Raw genomic sequence first — 13,164 nt, 5'->3', positions numbered from 1 at the left:
TTTCTTCTTCAGCCATGTCAGCCATGGCGCGTTTATTCGCCTTCGCCGAACTTGTCCGCAATCAGCGCCAGCAGCCCATCCATGGCCTCCTGCTCGCGATCGCCGTTGGTTTCGATCTCGACCTCGGTGCCGATGCCGGCGGCCAGCATCATGACCCCCATGATGCTCTTGGCATTGATGCGGCGGTCGCCGCGGCTCATGAAAACGTCACAGGGAAAGCTGCCTGCCAGCTTGGTGAGCTTGGCCGAGGCGCGGGCATGCAGGCCCAGTTTATTGCTGATGGTCGTACGAGTCTTGATCATGTCGGTTGCGTCGGGACTGGTTCTGCGGCGCGGCGATGGCCACCTGCATCACCCCTTGCGTACCGCCCACCACCGCACGGGTGACGACCGAGTCCAGGGGCTCTGCACGGTAGCTCACGGCACGCAGCAGCATCGGAAGATTGACCCCTGTCACCAGGCGCGAGCGCACACCATCGACCAGGCGCTGCGCCACGTTGCAGGGCGTGGCGCCGAACACGTCGGTCAGCACCAGGGTGGAGTCGGCGCCCAGCTGGTCCAGCAGGATCTGCGCCTGGGCCAGCGTTTCTTCGGGCCGCTCGTTGGGCTGCACATCCAGTGCGGCCACGCTGTCGCCACAGTCGGCGAACACATGCAATGCGCATTCGCGCAGGGCATGGGCCAGGGGGGCATGGGCGATGAGGAGGATGCTGGTGCTCATGGGACAGAGGTTTGGAGCACATTATGGCGCTGGGCCCGGGCAAACCACAGGTAGGCCCCGGTGTTGCAGGCCAGGAAAACCCCCATGGCCGCCCGGAACGATTCGGTCGTCGACAGGCCTGCGGCCGCAAAGGCATCCACGGCCAGGCCAATGCCCCATTGCACCACGAACACGCCGGCAAAGATCACCAGGTTGAAGGCCGACAGCGCACGCCCCGCCAATGCCTGTGGAAAAGCCATGCCCACCGCCGGCTGCGACAGCGATACGAAAGTGCACGAGACACAGAACAGCGCCCAGGCCGCGCCCCCCGCCGCCGGCCCGGCGACGATGATCGCCAGCAGGATGAGCAGGGACAGCGGCAGGCCCGCAAGGATGAGCCGGTCGGCCCCGAGGCCGCGGCGCAGCAACAAGGGGTTGACCATGCCCCAGGTCCAGAAGGTGCACAGCATGGAGACGTTGATCCAGAACAGGCCGATGGCCGACTCGAACGCGGTGTAACCGGCCACCTGCTGCATCCAGGGCCCCGCCCACAGGGTCTGCATGGCCACCATGCCGCCATAGACGAAGAAACCCAATGGCGCCATGCGCTGGAAGTAGGGATGGCGCCAGACCACGCCATAGCCGCCCGGGGCAGCTGGCGGCGCAGCCGCTCCTGCCGCGGGCACCGCCGCATGCCAGCGCGGCACCCACAGCGCAATGCCCACCATGGCCACGCCGATCAGCACGGCCAGCCCCCAGAACAGCGGGCGCCAGCCCACCAGCGGCAGGGCCCACTGCACCGGCAGGGTGGAGGCCACCATGCCCAGCGAACCGGTCATCAGCATCCAGGAGTTGGCGCGCATCTGCGCAGTCGGGTCGAACCAGCGGCGGTAGCCGGTGAGCGGCGCCATCAGGCAGGCGCTCACCCCGGCACCGCAGAGCACGCGCCCCGCGAGCAGGCCCGAAAAGCCCGTGGCCATCGAGAACACCAGGCAACCGGCGACGGCCACGCCCAAAAAGCCAAGCAGCACCTTCTGCGGGCCGTGCCGGTCCAGCCAGGTGCCCAGCGGCAGTTGCGTGGCGGAGAACCCCAGGAAATAGCCGCCCGCGAGCAGGCCCAGGTCGCTGGCGTGCAGGGTGAATTCCTGCGACAGGGTGGGCGCCAGCGTGGCCGTGACGGCGCGCAGCAGCGCCGACAAGAAATACGCGAAGGCGAACGCGAGGAAGACGATGACGGCCATGCGCCGTGGCAGCACACCGGCGCTCATGGCAGCACCAGCCCGGCGAAGAAGGTATCGGCCACCTCCGGACGCGGCTTGGGCGCATAGACCACGGCGTGGTACAGCCGCATCTGCGGCCCCACGGGGCGGGCAAACCAGACCGCCTGGGCGGTGACGGCCTGCCCATCGGCCGCCCGCCCCTGCGCCGCGGTGCGCACCGATTGGGGCAGTGGCAAGGCGTTGCGCGGGGCAAATGGGGCATCGGTGGCCTGGGCCTGGGCGCCGCCCAGGCGCGCCAGCATGGCGGACCGCCAGTGCGTGAGTGCCACGCCCACCTGCGCGGGATCGGCCAGCGTGGCGTAGGACACGGCGAAGGTCGCTCCATCGGCTTCGCAGCCCACCATGGACAGGTCGACCGGCGTGCCCGCCAGCTCCACCTTGCGCGTGGCATGGTCGGGCTTGCAGGGCAGCGTGATGGTGAGAGCAGCCTCGGGCAGGGCCACGGTGCGCCAGTTGAGTGCCGGGCTGCATGCGGCCAGTCCCAGGAGGGCGCTGGCAGCGCCGGTCAGTGTCCAGTTCATGGACCCATTATCGGCAGTGCTCGCCTTTTTGGTGCACGGCGAACGGGAAGGAGAACTTTTGCGCGGCCCCGCAGTCCATACGGAAGGACAGGCCGCCGGCAGGCGGGAGCCTTGTCCGGCACAATACCGTGCGGGCTGGTGCCCGCACTTTCGGGATGGAATGACGCCATGGGTATCAAGCAGTGGGCAGCAGGTGCAGCGGTGGTGGCTTTTGCCGCCGTGGGTGCCTACGTGTACCTGGACACGGGCCGCTCTGCGGCGCCCGAGTCCACCTTCGTGCTGCTCGACGGCTCGCGCCAGTCGACGGCCGACCTGCGCGGCAAGGTGACGCTGGTGAACTTCTGGGCCACGAGCTGCACCACCTGCGTGGCCGAGATGCCCGAGATCGTCGCCACCTACAAGAAGTACCAGCCCAAGGGCTTCGATACGCTGGCCGTGGCCATGAGCTACGACCCGCCGAGCTACGTGGTGAACTTTGCCGAAACGCGCAAGCTGCCCTTCAAGGTGGCCATCGACAACACCGGCGCCGTGGCCCAGGCCTGGGGCGACGTGCGGCTCACGCCCTCGACCTTCATCGTCAACAAGCGTGGCGAGATCGTCAAGACCTATGTCGGGGCACCCAATTTCCCCGAACTGCACCAGCTGATCGAGAAATTGCTGGCGGAGACCTGATCCCACCAGCCACCGCGCCATGAAAAAAAGCCTCTTCCACCCGGAAGAGGCTTTTTGCCTTGGGGACCACCGCCGAGGCGGCCGGATCACTTGGCGCGGTAGTTGTCGTGGCAGGCCTTGCAGCTGTTGGCCGTGGCACCGAAGGCGGTCTTGAGGTTGTCGAGGTTGCCGGTCTTCGCAGCCGCCGCCAGCTTGACGGTATCGGCCTCGAGCTTGTCCGAGTGCTCCTTGAACTTGGCCTGCTGGGCCCAGATCTCGGGCAGGGCCTTGGTGGGCGCCCCCTTGTCGGTGCCGGCGCCAAAGCCGGCCCAAGGCAACTTGGCCATCTCGGCGACGATGTCCGCATTTTCCTGCGCCGCCTTGGCGTCGAAGGGAATGCGGCCATTGGCCATGGCGCCCAGGCGGCCGAAGTGCTGGCCCATCACGAACAGCGCACTCTGGCGGTACTTGATGGCGTCTTCGGGCTTGGCGAACTGGGCAGATGCGGGCGCCGACAGCATGGTGACGGCCGCGGCAAAGGCGACTACAGCGAGGGTTTTCATCGGATATTTCCTTTTATCGTGGGGAGCAAAAACCAACCAGCCGACGCCAGTATGCCGCTTTGCGGCGGTTTTGGCATGTCTGTCGATGCGCGTTGGCGACGCCGGCCATCTCGCGCACAATGCGGCCAAGAACACCCCCACGACACGGCAAGCGCCGGAGCACGACCATGACACACACCGTCCGCATCTGGGATCTGCCCACCCGCCTCTTCCACTGGACCCTGGCCGCCAGCGTGATCGCCCTGGTGGTGACGGCCAAGGTGGGCGGCAATGCCATGGTCTGGCACCTGCGCCTGGGCTATGTGGTGCTGGCGCTGCTGGTCTTTCGGCTGGTCTGGGGCCTGGTGGGCGGGCACTGGTCGCGCTTTGGCGCCTTCCTGTACTCGCCTGCCCGCCTGGTGCGCTACCTGCGCGGCGCCGGTCACCCCGAGGACGCGGTGGGCCACAGCCCGCTGGGCGCGCTCTCGGTCTTCGCCCTGCTGGCCGTGCTGGCCGCGCAGGTGGGCACCGGCCTGCTCAGCGACGATGAGATCGCCTTTTCAGGACCGCTGACCCGCTTTGTCTCCAACGCGGTCGTGGGCCAGGCCACGGGTTACCACAAGGAGATCGGCCAGTACCTGGTGCTGGGCCTGGTCGCGCTGCACCTGCTGGCCATCGTCTTCTACGTGGTGGTGCGCAAGCACCGGCTGGTGCGGCCCATGCTGCACGGCGACAAGGAGCTGCCCCAGCCCGTGGCGCCTTCGCGTGACGACCTGGCCAGCCGCATCGCGGCGGTGGTGGCCCTGGCCCTGGGCGCGGGTCTGGCCTGGTGGGTGTCGACCCTCGGGGCAGCCGCGTTCTGAGCGCCTGTTCCCGGCGTGCCCGGGTCGAGCCGCTACACTGCCCCTTCCCCAGCCCCTGAATTTCCGCCTTGGACAAGCCTGCCGTCACCCTGCTGAATCCGTCGTCCGCCGCCGAGATGGAGGCGGTGCGCGACATCTTCCGGGAATACGCCGGCACCCTGAACGTGGACCTGGCGTTCCAGGATTTCGAGACCGAGCTGGCCCGGTTGCCCGGCGACTATGCCGCACCGCGCGGCCACTTGCTGCTGGCCATGGTGGAGGGGGCCATTGCGGGCTGCTGCGCCCTGCGTCCGCTGGATGCCGCCGACTATCCCAACGCCAGCGAGATGAAGCGCCTGTACGTGCGCAAGGCCTTTCGGGGGTTCGGCCTGGGCCGCGAACTGGCCGAGGCCATGCTGGACCAGGCGCGCCGCGCGGGCTATGCCTGCGTGCTGCTCGATACGCTCGATGGCATGGAGTCGGCCCGGGCCCTCTACACCGACCTGGGCTTCGAGGAGATCCCGCCCTACTACCACAACCCCATTGCGGGCTCGCACTACCTCAAGGTGGACATCTCCTGAGGTCGATGGTGTTCCACTGCACCTGTTGGGCCATCGTTCGTTGCCCTGTTTTTGATAGCAACGAGAGAATGCCTGCGGCCTGGTGCCAAGCATTCTGAACCACTGAAGGTTCGGGCCGTGGGGTAGCCCCACGGTGTATCCGACAAGCACGCTTCGCGGCGCGCGAACCACCCGCCACCCGTGGCGCCCAGTTCGCGCCCGACCCGCAGGTTGGTGCCAGGCCACCTCCATCCCACAGCCGCCCATCCCCGCCAATACGCCGTGAAGACACCCGTCCGCTCCCGCGTGCTGGCCAAGGCGATCGCGATGGCCGTGCTGGCCGACGCGCAGACACCCGAGCACCGCACGCCCCAGGCCTTGGTCGCGCGGGTACAGGCCAGCCTGGGACTGGAGCCTGCTGCAGGCTCTCCCCTCCCTGCCTTTCTGCTGGAACAGTTGCAGCGCCTGTCCGCGATGTCGTCCCCGGAGTGGGCGCGGTGGGAACCGGAAGATGTGGCCGCCTGGCTCTGTTGGGGCCGTTGGTGGCGCAGCGCAGGTCTGCGCTGGGGAACGGAGCCTTCCGGGGCTGGGGTGGAAGATGGCGCATCGGCCTGGGATGGCGATGACGAAGACATCGCCGAACCCGACGGCGATGGTGAAGGCGATGACATCCTGCCCGGCCTGCCGCCCACCGATTGGACGGCACCGCGCCTGGGCCAGGCATTTCGCATCTGGACCGCGACGGCACGCAGCGCCGTGCCACGGCGTTGGCTGCTGCGCCCCGCCGGAGCGGGGACCCTGCCCGCCTGGATGGACCGCGGCACCACAGTGCCGGTCCTGGCGACAGCCACCGATGTGGCCCAGGTCCTGGCTGTTTCGGTGGAGGATCTGTTGTGGCTTGCGCCCCAAGGCGCCTTCTGGCGTGAGCGGCACTCCGAAGGCCATTCCCTTCCTGCGTCGCACTACCGCTACAGGCTGCTGCCCAAGCCCAGCGGTGGCCTGCGCCTGCTCGAGTCCCCGCGCCCGCGCCTGGTGCACGCGCAGCGGCGCATCCTGTACACGCTGCTGGCGAACATCCCCACCCATGAAGCTGCGCACGGATTTGTTCGCGGCCGCAGCGTGGGCAGCCACGCACGCATTCACACCGGCCAAGCCGTGGTCATCCGCTTCGATCTGGCGGACTTCTTCACGCAGATTCACGCCACGCGCGTGCGGGCCCTGTGGCGCGCCCTGGGCCACGGACGCGCCGCCGCCGAACTGCTCACCCAACTGACCACCGCGCGCACCCCGGCGGGGGTGCGGGATCGGCTGCTGGAATCCATGCCCGAGCTGCCGACGTCCATTGCGCAGCGCCGCGCCACCGCCCAGCGCCTGGCCCGGCCCCATTTGCCCCAGGGTGCGCCCACGTCGCCGGCACTGGCCAACCTGTGCGCCTTTGGGCTCGATGTGAGGCTGCAGGCGCTCGCGCAACGGTTTGGCGCGAACTACACGCGCTATGCCGACGACCTGGTCTTTTCCGGTCCCGACATGCTGCGGCGCCAGTTCATTGCGCTGCGCGCCTGGGTCGCGGCGATTGCACAGGACGAAGGCTTTGCCTTGCGGGCCGACAAGACCCGGGTGATGCCCGCCCACCAGCGCCAGTTTGTCACCGGCCTGGTGGTCAACCAGCGCGCCAACTACAGCCGAGTGCAGTTCGACACGCTCAAGGCACGGCTGCACCGGCTGGCACAGCAGGCGCAGGTGGATGCGGGCGAGCGCGCGCGGTTGGAGGGGGAAATCCGCTGGGCCAGCCAATGGCTGGCACCAGCGCGCACTGCAAAGTTGCAACGCTTGCTCGCCGCGATCCGCTTCGGGTCGATGGACAGCGGGCTGGCGGCGAAGGGCTGAAATCAGGCCTTGGCCTGGGCCAGCAGGGTCGCCGCGTCGCTGACTTCGAACTTGCCCGGGGCTTCGATGTTGAGGGTGACGACCTTGCCGTCGCGCACCAGCATCGAGTAGCGGTTGCTGCGCAGGCCCAGGCCCTTGCCGTTGAGGTCCAGCGTCAGGCCAGTGGCCTTGGCGAAGGTGGCGTCGCCGTCACCGAGCATGCGCACCTTGCCGTCGGTCTTCTGGTCGCGCGCCCAGGCGCCCATCACGAACGCGTCGTTCACGCTCACGCACCAGATTTCATCGACGCCCGCCGCCTTGAACTCGGCGGCCTTTTCCAGGTAGCCGGGCACATGCTTGGCCGAGCAGGTGGGCGTGAAGGCGCCGGGCAGCGCGAACAGCGCAATGGTCTTGCCTGCCGTAGCCTTGTCCACCGGCACGGGGTTCGGGCCAATGGAGCAGCCCTCGCCCTCGACTTCCGAGTATTCCATCAGGGTGCTGGCAGGCAGGGTGTCACCGACTTTGATCATTGATCTCTCCTAGGGTTGTTGGTAGGTATGTATCCGCATGCCCCGGGCGCCGCACACAAAATGCGACCCCCAAAAGCAAAACGACCCACATTGTGGGTCGTTTTGGAGGGCAGTGCTGCCAACAAGCCGGGAGGGCTTAGAGCAGGCCGGCCTTTTGCACCAAGCGGGTGGCAACCCAGTTCTTGGTCTTGGAGAGCGGACGGCTCTCGGTGATTTCGATCACGTCGCCCAGCTTGTACTCGCCATTTTCATCATGGGCGTGGTACTTGCTCGACTTGCCCACGATCTTGCCGTAGAGCTCGTGCTTCACACGGCGCTCGATCAGCACGGTCACGGTCTTTTGGCGCTTGTCGCTGACCACCTTGCCAATCAAGGTGCGCTTGAGGGATTTTTTAGCTTCCGTCATGTCGGCTCCTTACTTGGCGGCTTGCTTTTCAGCAAGGATGGTTTTTGCACGGGCGATGTCGCGGCGGGTGGTACGCAGCGTGTTGGTGTTGGCCAACTGCTGGGTCGCCTTCTGCATGCGCAGGCCGAAGTGGGCCTTCTGCAGAGCCTTGATTTCGCTTTCGATGCCGGCAACGTCTTTTTGGCGCAGTTCAGTAGTCTTCATTGCTTGTTCTCCTGAATTACGAGCCAATGTGGCGGCTGACGAACGTGGTGCGCAGCGGCAGCTTGGCGGCAGCCAGGCGGAACGCTTCACGGGCCAGTTCTTCGGGCACGCCGACGATCTCGAAGACGATCTTGCCGGGCTGGATTTCGGCCACGTAGTACTCGGGGTTGCCCTTACCGTTACCCATACGCACTTCTGCGGGCTTGGTAGAGATTGGCTTGTCCGGGAACACGCGGATCCAGATGCGGCCGCCACGCTTCACGTGACGGGAGATTGCACGGCGTGCAGCCTCGATCTGGCGGGCCGTCAGACGGCCACGGTCGGTGCACTTCAGACCGAAATCACCGAAAGCAACGGAGGCACCCCGCGTTGCAACACCAGTGTTACGGCCCTTTTGCTCCTTGCGGTATTTGCGGCGAGCAGGTTGCAGCATACTTATTCTCCTTTTCCGTCCGCTGCTGTAGCGGGCGCGGCGACTTTGCGTACGCGCTTAACGGCGGTGTTATCAGCGCCACCAGCTTCCGCTGGCTTGTCGCTGCCGTCGGCCGGGCCGGTGTTCACACCGGCTGGACGACGTGGGCCTCCACGGCCAGCACCTGGACGGTCGCCACCTGGGCGGCCATCACGGCGTGGACCGCGTGGGCGGCGTTCTTCGTCTGGACGTGGGGTTTCCACGGCAGGCAGGTCGTTACGACCCAGCGTATCGCCCTTGTAGACCCAGACCTTGACGCCGATCACACCGTAGGTGGTCTTGGCTTCGGAGGTGCCGTAGTCGATGTCGGCGCGCAGCGTGTGAAGTGGCACGCGGCCTTCACGGTACCACTCGCAGCGAGCGATTTCGATACCGTTCAGACGGCCGGACGACATGATCTTGATGCCCTGGGCACCCAGACGCATGGCGTTCTGCATGGCGCGCTTCATGGCGCGGCGGAACATGATCCGCTTTTCGAGCTGTTGCGTGATGCTGTCGGCGATCAGCTTGGCATCGATTTCGGGCTTGCGCACTTCTTCGATGTTCACTGCGACGGGCACGCCCAGGCGAGCAGCGAGTTCCTTCTTGAGGTTCTCGATATCTTCACCCTTCTTGCCGATCACCACGCCCGGACGTGCCGAGTAAATGGTGATGCGGGCGTTCTTGGCGGGGCGCTCGATCAGGATGCGCGACACGGCGGCGTTCTTCAGCTTGGCCTTCAGGTACTCGCGCACCTTGATGTCTTCGGCCAGCATGCCCGCGAAGTCGCGGTTGCTGGCGTACCAACGGCTGGACCAGTTGCGGCTGACCGCAAGGCGGAAGCCGGTAGGATGGATTTTTTGTCCCATAGTCTTCCGAGCCTTTAGTTGCCAACCGTCACGTACACATGGCACGTGGGCTTGCTGATGCGGTTGCCGCGGCCTTTGGCGCGCGCGGTGAAGCGCTTGAGCGTGGTGCCTTGTTCGACGTAGATGGTCTTGACCTTCAGTTCGTCGATGTCGGCGCCGTCGTTGTGCTCAGCGTTGGCGATGGCGGACTCCAGAACCTTCTTGACGATTCCCGCAGCTTTTTTCTGCGTGAAGTTCAGGATGTTCAGAGCCTGATCCACCTTCTTGCCGCGGATCAGATCAGCGACCAGACGGCCTTTGTCGACCGACAGACGGACGCCCCGGAGGACTGCACGTGTTTCAGACATGGTCGTTCCTTATTTCTTCTGGACTTTTTTGTCCGCGGGGTGGCCCTTGAAGGTGCGCGTCAGGGCGAATTCGCCCAGCTTGTGGCCCACCATCTGGTCGGTAACGTACACAGGTACGTGCTGCTTGCCGTTGTGCACGGCGATGGTCAGACCGATGAAATCGGGCAGAACCATGGAGCGGCGCGACCAGGTCTTCACTGGCTTCTTATCCTTGGTGGCAACGGCCTTTTCGACCTTGGCCAGCAAGTGATGGTCAACAAATGGACCCTTTTTGAGAGAGCGAGTCATCTGTTACCCCTTACTTCTTGCGACGCGACACGATCATGATCTGTGTGCGCTTGTTGTTACGGGTGCGATAACCCTTGGTCAGATTGCCCCAAGGATCGACTGCATGGCGGCCTTCGCCGGTGCGGCCTTCGCCACCACCGTGAGGGTGATCCACCGGGTTCATGGCCACGCCGCGAACCGTAGGACGAATACCCATCCAGCGCTTCACACCGGCCTTGCCCAGTTGGCGCAGGCTGTGTTCTTCGTTGGCCACTTCGCCAATGGTGGCGCGGCATTCGATGTGGATCTTGCGCACTTCACCCGAGCGCATGCGCACTTGGGCGTAGGTGCCTTCGCGGGCCAGCAGGGTTGCCGAAGCACCAGCCGAGCGGGCGATCTGCGCACCGGCACCGGGCTTGAGCTCGATGCAGTGGATGGTCGAACCCACGGGGATGTTGCGGATAGGCAGCGTGTTGCCAGCGCGGATCGGCGCTTCCGAACCGGACAGCAGGGTTGCGCCCACTTCCAGGTTGCGGGGAGCGATGATGTAGCGGCGCTCGCCGTCGGCATAGCACACCAGAGCGATGTGGGCCGTACGGTTCGGGTCGTACTCGATGCGCTCAACCTTGGCCGGAATGCCGTCCTTGTTGCGCTTGAAGTCCACCACACGGTAGTGGTGCTTGTGACCACCGCCCTTGTGGCGGGTGGTGATGTGACCGTTGTTGTTACGGCCGGCCTTCTGGAACTGGGGTTCCAGCAGGGGGGCGTACGCTTCACCCTTGTACAGGTGGTCACGCGTGACCTTCACCACGGCACGTTGGCCGGGCGAAGTGGGTTTCATCTTGATAACGGCCATGATTAAGCAGCCTCCCCAGACAGGTTCAGCTCTTGACCTGGCTGCAGCGTGACGTATGCCTTGCGAACGTTGTCGCGGCGGCCCACGGTCTTGCCGAAGCGCTTGGTCTTGCCTTTGGTGTTCACCACGGAAACGCCCTTGACCTCGACCTTGAACATCAATTCCACAGCGGCCTTGATTTCTGGCTTGGTAGCGTTCTGCAGCACCTTGAACGTCACAGCATTGGACTTCTCGGCAACCATGGTGGCCTTTTCGGACACGATGGGAGCGACCAGCACTTGCATCAGACGACCTTCGTCAAACTTGAGTGTGCTCATGCGAACATCTCCTTGAGTTTGTCGATTGCACCCTTGGTGACGAGCACTTTCTTGAAACGGACCAGCGACACGGGATCTGCGTAACGGGGCTCGACGACGAGCACGTTCACCAGGTTGCGCGAAGCCAGATACAGGTTTTCGTCCACTTCCTCGGAGATCACCATCACCGATTGCAGGTTCATCGCCTTGAACTTGTCGGCCAGGACCTTGGTCTTGGGCGAGTCAAGCTTCAGGGAGTCGACCACCGCCAGACGGCCTTCGCGGGCCAGCTGCGACAGGATCGCAGACATGCCGGCGCGGTACATCTTCTTGTTGATCTTTTGCGTGAAGTTTTCTTCTGGCAGGTTCGGGAAAATCCGACCGCCCCCGCGCCACAGTGGCGACGAGGTCATACCTGCACGTGCGTTACCCGTACCCTTTTGCTTGAAAGGCTTCTTGGTCGAGTGACGGACTTGCTCGCGGTCCTTCTGAGCGCGAGTGCCTTGGCGTGCGTTGGCTTGGTAAGCCACCACGATCTGGTGCACCAGATCTTCGTTGTATTCACGACCGAACACGGTTTCAGGAACATCCAGCTTGGATGCGCCCTGGCCTTGGTCATTCAGGAGTTCGAGCTGCATTAGTTCGCTCCTTTGGAGGCTTTGGCCTTGATCGCTGGACGCACCGTCACGAACCCACCCTTGGAGCCCGGAATAGCGCCCTTGATCAAGAGCAGTTGACGCGCTTCGTCGATGCGGATCACATCGAGGTTCTGCGTGGTCTTGGTGACATCGCCGAGGTGGCCCGTCATCCGCTTGCCAGGGAACACACGGCCTGGATCCTGCGCCATACCGATGGAGCCGGGAACGTTGTGCGAACGGCTGTTACCGTGCGACGCGCGTTGCGAGCTCATGTTGTGGCGCTTGATGGTACCGGCGTAGCCTTTACCGATCGAGGTGCCTTGCACGTCGACCTTTTGACCCACGGAGAACACGGACGTCACAGCCACCGATGCGCCAGCTTGGTACTGGGCAGCGGTATCGGCGGTCACGCGGAATTCCTGGATGATTTCACCGGCTTCGACACCTGCCTTGGCAAGGTGGCCGGCTTCTGGCTTGGTCACACGCGATGCTTTGCGCGAACCGAACGTGACCTGCAGGGCCACGTAGCCATCGTTCTCTTGGGTTTTGATCTGGGTTACGCGGTTGTTGGACACATCCACCACCGTGACAGGCACTGCGTCCCCGTCATCGGTGAACAGACGCATCATGCCCACCTTGCGACCCAGCAACCCGAGGGAGTTGCTCAGACTCATTTGTTTCTCCAAAACTTCCACCGCCGCAACTTCAATTGGCTGCGGCGTTGCACTCGCGTGCATGAAAGAGGGTTATTAAAACTTCGCCCGCGCACCTTGCCTGGGCAAGGTGCACCTATGAATCCGCATGCACAAAAGCGCACGCAAATAAAGCGAAGCCCTAAAGTATAACGCGAACTGCTTTTGCAAGCAAGTTCGCGTTATACGAGACCAAAACCTGGCGGGCAGGCCCGCCAGGAAGGGATCATTACTGCAGCTTGATCTCGACGTCCACGCCGGCTGGCAGGTCGAGCTTCATCAGGGCGTCAACTGTCTTGTCGGTGGGGTCCACGATGTCCATCAGACGCTGGTGCGTGCGGATTTCGAGCTGGTCGCGGCTGGTCTTGTTGACGTGCGGCGAGCGCAGGATGTCGAAGCGCTTCATGCGCGTCGGCAGGGGCACGGGGCCCTTGACGATGGCGCCGGTGCGCTTGGCGGTGTCAACGATCTCGGCAGCGGACTGGTCGATCAGCTTGTAGTCAAACGCCTTCAGGCGGATGCGGATCTTTTGCTTGGACATGTCAGTTCCTTCTTGTTATTGGATCGATCAGGCGATGATCTTGGCCACGACGCCGGCGCCGACGGTACGACCGCCTTCACGGATGGCGAAGCGCAGGCCTTCTTCC

22 protein-coding genes are annotated in these 13,164 nt (G+C 64.6%); 4 read left to right on the top strand and 18 right to left on the bottom strand.

The window, feature by feature from the left end; all coding sequences use genetic code 11:
- Window positions 1-32: 32 nt before the first annotated feature.
- From AC07PA_RS30515 to AC07PA_RS30500, 4 genes are read right to left on the bottom strand one after another with little or no spacing between them, the layout of a single operon-like run.
- Entirely contained in the window at window positions 33-302 is a 270-nt protein-coding gene (locus AC07PA_RS30515) for an HPr family phosphocarrier protein (RefSeq protein ID WP_007847774.1), read from the bottom strand.
- Window positions 271-720, bottom strand: a complete 450-nt coding sequence (locus tag AC07PA_RS30510) for a PTS sugar transporter subunit IIA (protein WP_007847776.1) — start codon at window positions 718-720, stop codon at window positions 271-273. The genes AC07PA_RS30515 and AC07PA_RS30510 overlap by 32 nt, the downstream gene beginning before the upstream one ends.
- Complete coding sequence (locus AC07PA_RS30505) at window positions 717-1,967, bottom strand: MFS transporter (protein WP_494610272.1); 1,251 nt, start codon at window positions 1,965-1,967, stop codon at window positions 717-719. Before AC07PA_RS30505 ends, AC07PA_RS30510 begins: the two co-directional genes overlap by 4 nt.
- Window positions 1,964-2,500, bottom strand: a complete 537-nt coding sequence (locus AC07PA_RS30500) for a hypothetical protein (protein ID WP_494610271.1) — start codon at window positions 2,498-2,500, stop codon at window positions 1,964-1,966. The genes AC07PA_RS30505 and AC07PA_RS30500 overlap by 4 nt, the downstream gene beginning before the upstream one ends.
- Before the next feature lie 168 nt (window positions 2,501-2,668).
- On the opposite strand from AC07PA_RS30500, the gene AC07PA_RS30495 reads away from it, so the two are divergent.
- Entirely contained in the window at window positions 2,669-3,172 is a 504-nt protein-coding gene (locus AC07PA_RS30495; protein ID WP_494610270.1) for a TlpA disulfide reductase family protein, read from the top strand.
- Between the two features lie 86 nt (window positions 3,173-3,258).
- Here AC07PA_RS30495 and AC07PA_RS30490 read toward each other — a convergent pair whose 3' ends face one another.
- Window positions 3,259-3,714, bottom strand: a complete 456-nt coding sequence (locus AC07PA_RS30490) for a c-type cytochrome (RefSeq protein WP_007847785.1) — start codon at window positions 3,712-3,714, stop codon at window positions 3,259-3,261.
- Between the two features lie 167 nt (window positions 3,715-3,881).
- Between AC07PA_RS30490 and AC07PA_RS30485 the strand changes: the two genes are divergently transcribed.
- The 3 genes from AC07PA_RS30485 (at window position 3,882) to AC07PA_RS30475 (ending at window position 6,982) form a co-directional block, all read left to right on the top strand.
- Complete coding sequence (locus tag AC07PA_RS30485; RefSeq protein WP_494610269.1) at window positions 3,882-4,556, top strand: cytochrome b/b6 domain-containing protein; 675 nt, start codon at window positions 3,882-3,884, stop codon at window positions 4,554-4,556.
- Window positions 4,557-4,624: 68 nt separating this feature from the next.
- Window positions 4,625-5,116: a GNAT family N-acetyltransferase gene (locus AC07PA_RS30480; protein WP_145699455.1), complete on the top strand. Its 492-nt coding sequence runs from the start codon at window positions 4,625-4,627 to the stop codon at window positions 5,114-5,116.
- A 180-nt stretch (window positions 5,117-5,296) separates the two neighbouring features.
- A complete protein-coding gene (locus tag AC07PA_RS30475; protein WP_494655412.1) occupies window positions 5,297-6,982 on the top strand; it encodes a reverse transcriptase family protein in 1,686 nt (561 codons plus the stop codon).
- Window positions 6,983-6,984: 2 nt separating this feature from the next.
- Here the strand turns inward: AC07PA_RS30475 and AC07PA_RS30470 are convergent, their stop codons facing one another.
- The 13 genes from AC07PA_RS30470 to AC07PA_RS30410 all read right to left on the bottom strand — a co-directional run.
- A complete protein-coding gene (locus tag AC07PA_RS30470; protein WP_007847795.1) occupies window positions 6,985-7,491 on the bottom strand; it encodes a peroxiredoxin in 507 nt (168 codons plus the stop codon).
- 136 nt (window positions 7,492-7,627) lie between these two features.
- Window positions 7,628-7,897 carry a 30S ribosomal protein S17 gene (rpsQ, locus tag AC07PA_RS30465; RefSeq protein WP_007847796.1) on the bottom strand — a complete coding sequence of 90 codons (270 nt, stop codon included), beginning with the start codon at window positions 7,895-7,897 and terminating at the stop codon, window positions 7,628-7,630.
- Window positions 7,898-7,906: 9 nt separating this feature from the next.
- Window positions 7,907-8,101, bottom strand: a complete 195-nt coding sequence (rpmC, locus tag AC07PA_RS30460; protein ID WP_007847797.1) for a 50S ribosomal protein L29 — start codon at window positions 8,099-8,101, stop codon at window positions 7,907-7,909.
- Between the two features lie 16 nt (window positions 8,102-8,117).
- On the bottom strand, window positions 8,118-8,534 hold the full coding sequence (gene rplP / locus AC07PA_RS30455; RefSeq protein ID WP_007847799.1) for a 50S ribosomal protein L16: 417 nt from the start codon (window positions 8,532-8,534) through the stop codon (window positions 8,118-8,120).
- 2 nt (window positions 8,535-8,536) lie between these two features.
- A complete protein-coding gene (gene rpsC, locus AC07PA_RS30450) occupies window positions 8,537-9,421 on the bottom strand; it encodes a 30S ribosomal protein S3 (protein ID WP_007847801.1) in 885 nt (294 codons plus the stop codon).
- Window positions 9,422-9,435: 14 nt separating this feature from the next.
- Window positions 9,436-9,768, bottom strand: coding sequence for a 50S ribosomal protein L22 (rplV, locus tag AC07PA_RS30445; RefSeq protein WP_007847806.1), 333 nt, complete (start codon window positions 9,766-9,768; stop codon window positions 9,436-9,438).
- A 9-nt stretch (window positions 9,769-9,777) separates the two neighbouring features.
- The gene (rpsS, locus tag AC07PA_RS30440; protein WP_007847809.1) at window positions 9,778-10,056 is read right to left on the bottom strand and encodes a 30S ribosomal protein S19; all 279 of its coding nucleotides are present in this window, start codon (window positions 10,054-10,056) and stop codon (window positions 9,778-9,780) included.
- 10 nt (window positions 10,057-10,066) lie between these two features.
- Window positions 10,067-10,891 (bottom strand): 50S ribosomal protein L2, encoded by an 825-nt coding sequence (gene rplB / locus AC07PA_RS30435; RefSeq protein ID WP_007847814.1) that lies wholly within the window; start codon window positions 10,889-10,891, stop codon window positions 10,067-10,069.
- Window positions 10,892-10,893: 2 nt separating this feature from the next.
- The gene (rplW, locus tag AC07PA_RS30430; protein ID WP_007847815.1) at window positions 10,894-11,208 is read right to left on the bottom strand and encodes a 50S ribosomal protein L23; all 315 of its coding nucleotides are present in this window, start codon (window positions 11,206-11,208) and stop codon (window positions 10,894-10,896) included.
- Window positions 11,205-11,825: a 50S ribosomal protein L4 gene (gene rplD / locus AC07PA_RS30425; protein ID WP_007847817.1), complete on the bottom strand. Its 621-nt coding sequence runs from the start codon at window positions 11,823-11,825 to the stop codon at window positions 11,205-11,207. The genes rplW and rplD overlap by 4 nt, the downstream gene beginning before the upstream one ends.
- Window positions 11,825-12,499: a 50S ribosomal protein L3 gene (rplC, locus tag AC07PA_RS30420; protein WP_007847818.1), complete on the bottom strand. Its 675-nt coding sequence runs from the start codon at window positions 12,497-12,499 to the stop codon at window positions 11,825-11,827. The genes rplD and rplC overlap by 1 nt, the downstream gene beginning before the upstream one ends.
- 247 nt (window positions 12,500-12,746) lie before the next feature.
- Window positions 12,747-13,058: a 30S ribosomal protein S10 gene (gene rpsJ, locus AC07PA_RS30415; protein WP_005796953.1), complete on the bottom strand. Its 312-nt coding sequence runs from the start codon at window positions 13,056-13,058 to the stop codon at window positions 12,747-12,749.
- 27 nt (window positions 13,059-13,085) lie between these two features.
- Window positions 13,086-13,164, bottom strand: a 79-nt coding sequence (locus tag AC07PA_RS30410; protein WP_290575830.1) for an EF-Tu C-terminal domain-related protein, incomplete at its 5' end; no start/stop codon positions are given.

It is taken from the genome of Acidovorax sp. GW821-FHT09B03, from assembly GCF_059418305.1.
The sequence above is the reverse complement of the archived record's forward strand: the minus strand, read 5'-3'. Positions and strand labels throughout refer to the sequence as shown.

Bases quoted from the DNA above. Each gene is read 5' to 3' on its own strand.
- AC07PA_RS30515 (WP_007847774.1), bottom strand. From the start codon at position 302: ATGATCAAGACTCGTACGACCATCAGCAATAAACTGGGCCTGCATGCC.
- AC07PA_RS30510 (WP_007847776.1), bottom strand. From the start codon at position 720: ATGAGCACCAGCATCCTCCTCATCGCCCATGCCCCCCTGGCCCATGCC.
- AC07PA_RS30505 (WP_494610272.1), bottom strand. From the start codon at position 1,967: ATGAGCGCCGGTGTGCTGCCACGGCGCATGGCCGTCATCGTCTTCCTC.
- AC07PA_RS30500 (WP_494610271.1), bottom strand. From the start codon at position 2,500: ATGAACTGGACACTGACCGGCGCTGCCAGCGCCCTCCTGGGACTGGCC.
- AC07PA_RS30495 (WP_494610270.1), top strand. From the start codon at position 2,669: ATGGGTATCAAGCAGTGGGCAGCAGGTGCAGCGGTGGTGGCTTTTGCC.
- AC07PA_RS30490 (WP_007847785.1), bottom strand. From the start codon at position 3,714: ATGAAAACCCTCGCTGTAGTCGCCTTTGCCGCGGCCGTCACCATGCTG.
- AC07PA_RS30485 (WP_494610269.1), top strand. From the start codon at position 3,882: ATGACACACACCGTCCGCATCTGGGATCTGCCCACCCGCCTCTTCCAC.
- AC07PA_RS30470 (WP_007847795.1), bottom strand. From the start codon at position 7,491: ATGATCAAAGTCGGTGACACCCTGCCTGCCAGCACCCTGATGGAATAC.
- rpsQ (WP_007847796.1), bottom strand. From the start codon at position 7,897: ATGACGGAAGCTAAAAAATCCCTCAAGCGCACCTTGATTGGCAAGGTG.
- rpmC (WP_007847797.1), bottom strand. From the start codon at position 8,101: ATGAAGACTACTGAACTGCGCCAAAAAGACGTTGCCGGCATCGAAAGC.
- rplP (WP_007847799.1), bottom strand. From the start codon at position 8,534: ATGCTGCAACCTGCTCGCCGCAAATACCGCAAGGAGCAAAAGGGCCGT.
- rpsC (WP_007847801.1), bottom strand. From the start codon at position 9,421: ATGGGACAAAAAATCCATCCTACCGGCTTCCGCCTTGCGGTCAGCCGC.
- rplV (WP_007847806.1), bottom strand. From the start codon at position 9,768: ATGTCTGAAACACGTGCAGTCCTCCGGGGCGTCCGTCTGTCGGTCGAC.
- rpsS (WP_007847809.1), bottom strand. From the start codon at position 10,056: ATGACTCGCTCTCTCAAAAAGGGTCCATTTGTTGACCATCACTTGCTG.
- rplB (WP_007847814.1), bottom strand. From the start codon at position 10,891: ATGGCCGTTATCAAGATGAAACCCACTTCGCCCGGCCAACGTGCCGTG.
- rplW (WP_007847815.1), bottom strand. From the start codon at position 11,208: ATGAGCACACTCAAGTTTGACGAAGGTCGTCTGATGCAAGTGCTGGTC.
- rplD (WP_007847817.1), bottom strand. From the start codon at position 11,825: ATGCAGCTCGAACTCCTGAATGACCAAGGCCAGGGCGCATCCAAGCTG.
- rplC (WP_007847818.1), bottom strand. From the start codon at position 12,499: ATGAGTCTGAGCAACTCCCTCGGGTTGCTGGGTCGCAAGGTGGGCATG.
- rpsJ (WP_005796953.1), bottom strand. From the start codon at position 13,058: ATGTCCAAGCAAAAGATCCGCATCCGCCTGAAGGCGTTTGACTACAAG.